Below are 4,567 nucleotides of genomic sequence, written 5' to 3'. Positions count from 1 at the left end.
AGTTGGTAAGCCCCCACATGAGCCAGAGTGCCGGGCAGCCCTTAACAGAACCTTACTGCCCGGCGGCAGCATTGTGGCGCTTGCCTCAAAAGCAGCCGGTCAATCGAAGATGAACCGATCCGGGGACAGTTGCGCCACGGTGATGCCCTCCAGCTCCACCGTGGCCCGCGCCCAGCGGATCGTGACGCCGGTGGCGGTTTCGGTCATCTGCAAGGCGTCGTAACTTTCGGCCCCGCCGGTGATATGGAAGGTGGATCTATCCAGATCATTGCCGCTGATCTCGACATGCCGATGCCTTGCGCCCAGGATGAAGGTGGCGGCATAGGCGGTGAAAACGGTCGTCTCGCCCCCACCGGGCTGGATCGTGCCATGGCGGCCATAAAGCTCGATCTCATCGACACCCGCCCCGCCCTCCAGCACCGCCCAATGCCCCGAGGCCGACAAGGTGTCATTGCCGATCCCGCCATACAGACTGTCCTGCCCGACCCGGCTGCGCAGATAGTCATCCCCCCGCAGACCCAGCAGGCGATCATCGCCAAGGCCGTAATAGGTGTGATCGGCATAAAGCTGGTCGGCCCCGGCGCCACCGATCAGCGTGTCATTGTCCTGGTCACCCCAAAGCGTATCCGCCCCGGCGCGGCCTTCCATGAGGTCGTTCCCCCCCATCGCATGCACAGCATCGCCCTGCCGTGACAGCAGGAACGTATCGTCACCGTTCAACATGCGCCGGGTCCAATAGCTGCCCGGAAAGGCATCTCCGCGCTCGATGGCCGCCGCCAGGTTGCGCGCCGAAAGATCAAGGCCCGAGACATGAAAGCCAAAGCGCGGGATGCCCTGCCCCGGCTGATAGCAAAGAACGCCGGTGATGGCGCCGCCGGTGATCTGCCGGTCCGCCCAGGTGATGCCCTTGCCCACGAAATCCACGTTATATTCAGATCGGGCGTTCCCGGTCAGCGTATGACTCAAGTCCATCTGGATCAGGCTGTCATAGGTCAGGCCCAGCCATTCATAGGGCTCTTCCAGGGTATAGTGGGTGCGCGAATCTGCCGTGCGGTAATACCCGGACCAATCGGTCAACGCGCGATCCGTCAAAGCGCTAAACGCCAGCACTCTTGCCATTTCCCACCCTCCACGGCTTTCACTCTCAAATTGTGCGATACACCCAGAAAGTGCAAGCCGCGCCGCTGCGCCCTTCTCCCCTTGACCCATCCGCCCGCGCCGCCTATACGCGCGCAGTCCGGGGCGGAGTCTGCCCATCGGACCCGATTCCCTTTGGCCTGGCCCTGACTGTTTTCGCAGGGCGCCACCAGCGGGGGCGGCACAGCAAAGCGTCGATCCATCTTCGGCGGGCGTGGCCATCCCCAGGGGAAGGTCACGGACCCGGTGAAAGACCAGAAGCTCTGGGGCGGCATCACCTCTGCGGATCACCGCAGGCAGCAAGGAGACAGCGATGAACCTGATCGCTCAACTCGAGGCCGAGCAAATCGCCGCCCTCGGCAAGACCATCCCGGATTTCAAGGCCGGCGACACCGTGCGCGTCGGTTTCAAAGTGACCGAAGGCACCCGTTCGCGCGTGCAGAACTATGAAGGCGTCGTGATCGGCCGCAAGGGCGGCATGACCATTTCCGCCTCGTTCACCGTGCGCAAGATCTCGTTCGGCGAAGGCGTGGAGCGCGTGTTCCCGCTGTATTCGACCAACATCGACTCGATCGAGGTTGTGCGTCGTGGCCGCGTGCGTCGCGCCAAGCTGTATTACCTCCGCGCCCGTCGCGGCAAATCGGCGCGTATCGCCGAGGTCACCAACTACAAAGAAAAAGCTGAGTGAGGATTGGCGCGATGAAAAATGGCATCCACCCCGACTATCACTTCATCGACGTCAAGATGACCGACGGTTCGATCTTCCAGACCCGCACCACTTGGGGCAAGGAAGGCGACACCATGTCGCTCGACATCGACCCGCTGTCGCACCCGGCATGGACCGGCCAGACCGCCAAGCTGATGGACACCGGCGGCCGCGTGTCGAAGTTCAAGAACAAATACGCCGGTCTGGGCTTCTGATCCCTTTACGGGGTTTGAACCTGACTGCTGCGAATCTCGAAAGCCCCGCCTCCGAAAGCCCCGCCATTGCGCGGGGCTTTTGCTTTGGCGTCACTTCACGCGCACCCGGATGCGGGCCGAGCGTCCTTCGGCGTCAATCACGCTCAGCGTGACAAAGCCCGCGCCGGGCAGGGTCAGCAGCGCGCTGCGCTCGCGCAGGCCCGTGCGCAGCGGCACGCCATCGGCCATCAGCGTCAGCGGTAGCGTGCCGCCCGACAGTTTCACCAGCACCGCCCCGTTCAGCCGCTCCACCTCGGCGCCCTCGGGCGGGAAGGTCAGCTTTGGGGCATCCGCCGCCGCCTCGAAGGCCGCATTGCGCGAGCGGAACCGACGCAGCGGCTGCGGCAATTGCGCATTGGCGACCAGCAGCGTGGCCTTGGGCGCGGGCGGCAGCGGCGTCAGGCTGCGGCTCAGCCGCCCCATGGCCTGAAACAGTACCGGCGCGGCCGTATCGGCGCCAAAGGCCCCCGGCACCGGCGTGCCATCGGCCCGCCCCATCCACACCCCCACCACATAGCGCCCGTCAAAGCCAATCGCCCAGGCATCGCGATGGCCATAGGAGGTGCCGGTCTTGTAGGCGAGGCGGTTTTCCGGCGCACCGGGCGGCGGCGGCAGGCCCGCCAGAATATCGCCCACCTGCCAGGCCGCCACGGCGGACACCACCCGCTGCCCCTCGGCCCCTTCGCCGGTGAAGCGCAAGGGCAGCGCCACGCCGCCGCGCGCCAGCGTGGCGTATAGCTGCACCATGTCTTGCAGGCTGACCCCGACGCCGCCCAGGCTGATCGCCAGCCCCGGCTCGTCGCCCTTCAGCGCCGGGTGCATCCCCGCCCGCTCCATCGCCGCGATCAGCTTGGCGGGCCCAAGCGCCTCGGTCAGCAGCACCACGGGGATGTTCAGCGACAGTTGCAGCGCCTCGCGCAGGCGGATCGTGCCGCGCCACATCTTGTCGAAATTCTGCGGCGCATAGGTGCCGAACTGCGCCGGGCGGTCGTCGATCATGGTTTCCGGATGCGCCAGCCCCTCGTCAAAGGCCAGCGCATAGACCAGCGGTTTCAGCGTGCTGCCGGGCGAGCGCAGGGCTTGCGTCATATCGACAAAGCCCTGCCGCCGGTCCGCCAGAAACCCGGCCGAGCCGACCGAGGCCAAAATCTCGCCCGAGCGATGATCGGCCGCCAGAATCGCAATCTGCAACTGGTCGCCCTTGCCCGCCACCGCCTCGGCGGCGAGGGTCTCCAGCGCCGCCTGTAGCCCAGCCTCAATTGTCAGTTGATGGCGCGGCCCGCCCGCCGCCACCGCCCGGTCGGCCAGATGCGGCGCCAGCATCGGCACCGGGCGGCGCGCCTCTGGCACCACCTCGCCCGCCACCTGCCGCGCCTCCTCCTCCGAGATCAGCCCGTCGCGCAGCGCCCGGTCCAGCACCCGCCCCCGCGCCATGGCCGCGCGGCCCGGATGGCGGTCTGGCCGCCGCGCCTCGGGCGCTTGCGGAATCGCCACCAGCAGCGCCGCCTCCGCCGGGGTCAGCCGCTTCGGCTCCTTGCCGAAATAGGCCAGCGAGGCCGCCCGCACCCCTTCCAGATTGCCGCCATAGGGGGCCAGCAGCAGGTAAAGCTGCAAGATCTGGTCCTTGCTCAGCCGCTGTTCCAGCGCCAGCGCCACCCGCATCTGCCGCAGCTTGCCGCCCATCTTGCCGGTGCCGCTTTCCTCCAGCAGCCGCGCCACCTGCATCGTCAGCGTCGATCCGCCCGAGACCACGCGGCCATTCTTCACCGCTTGCCAGCCTGCCCGCAGCACCGAGCGCCAATCCACCCCGGCATGATCGTAAAATCGTTTGTCCTCATAGGCGATCAGCATGGCGAGGTAATCGCGGTCCACATCGGCCAGCGTCGCCGCCATCCGCCAGCGCCCATCCGCCACCGTATATGCGCGCAGCAGCGTGCCATTGCGGTCCACCACCTCGACCGAGGCGGGGATCGACAGGTTGGGCAATTCGGTCGCCGCCACCCAGTCGCGGCCACGATCCATGGCAAAGGCCGCCGCCCAAAGGGCAACGGCCAAAGCAATCAGCCAACGCGCGCGCATCACTCGGCGATCGTCACCCGGCCCGTGCCGCTTTGGGCGCGGAAATCGGGGCGATACATATCCTCGACCGAGGCCGCCGGATGGGTGAAGCTGCCCGGCGACACGGCGCGCACGATATAGGCCAGCTTGAAGGGGGCATTGTCATAGCGATCCATCGCCGTCAGGAAGCGGTCCTGCCGGAATTCGCTATGCGCCGCATCGGTTTCCAGCCCCAGCCAGTCCAGCGCCTCGACAGCGCCGCCGCCGATCAGGTTCGGGTTGTCGATCTCGAACCCGGCGGGCAGCGGATCGCTGACCATCAGCCGCGCCTCGCCACGGCCAAAAGGCGTGACCTCCAGCACCGTCACCAGCCGATCCCCGACCTTCACCCCCTCCAGCGTGGCCGCCTCGC

At 66.8% G+C, this 4,567-nt stretch carries 5 protein-coding genes; 2 read left to right on the top strand and 3 right to left on the bottom strand.

The features are described 5' to 3' along the window. Positions 1–99 precede the first annotated feature (99 nt). The gene (locus JNN06_RS12895) at positions 100–1,077 is read right to left on the bottom strand and encodes a calcium-binding protein (protein WP_291239999.1); all 978 of its coding nucleotides are present in this window, start codon (positions 1,075–1,077) and stop codon (positions 100–102) included. 373 nt (positions 1,078–1,450) lie between these two features. Here JNN06_RS12895 and rplS point away from each other — a divergent pair, with 373 nt between their 5' ends. Both rplS and rpmE read left to right on the top strand, forming a co-directional pair. After that, on the top strand, positions 1,451–1,825 hold the full coding sequence (gene rplS, locus JNN06_RS12890; protein ID WP_291239998.1) for a 50S ribosomal protein L19: 375 nt from the start codon (positions 1,451–1,453) through the stop codon (positions 1,823–1,825). 11 nt (positions 1,826–1,836) lie between these two features. Further along, the gene (rpmE, locus tag JNN06_RS12885) at positions 1,837–2,058 is read left to right on the top strand and encodes a 50S ribosomal protein L31 (protein ID WP_291239997.1); all 222 of its coding nucleotides are present in this window, start codon (positions 1,837–1,839) and stop codon (positions 2,056–2,058) included. Positions 2,059–2,148: 90 nt separating this feature from the next. Here the strand turns inward: rpmE and pbpC are convergent, their stop codons facing one another. Beyond that, the gene (pbpC, locus tag JNN06_RS12880) at positions 2,149–4,179 is read right to left on the bottom strand and encodes a penicillin-binding protein 1C (protein WP_291239996.1); all 2,031 of its coding nucleotides are present in this window, start codon (positions 4,177–4,179) and stop codon (positions 2,149–2,151) included. Next, positions 4,176–4,567 (bottom strand): hypothetical protein (locus tag JNN06_RS12875; protein WP_291239995.1); only part of this gene is annotated, 392 nt, incomplete at its 5' end. The genes pbpC and JNN06_RS12875, both read right to left, overlap by 4 nt.

The sequence above is a fragment of the Gemmobacter sp. genome (genome assembly GCF_016792925.1).
Taxonomy (GTDB): Bacteria; Pseudomonadota; Alphaproteobacteria; order Rhodobacterales; family Rhodobacteraceae; genus Gemmobacter.
Note: the sequence above shows the minus strand (reverse complement) of the source record. Positions and strands in the feature narration are given on the sequence as shown.

What these genes read in the sequence shown, in the direction of transcription:
- rplS (WP_291239998.1), top strand. Translation starts at nt 1,451, where the DNA reads ATGAACCTGATCGCTCAACTCGAGGCCGAGCAAATCGCCGCCCTCGGC.
- rpmE (WP_291239997.1), top strand. Translation starts at nt 1,837, where the DNA reads ATGAAAAATGGCATCCACCCCGACTATCACTTCATCGACGTCAAGATG.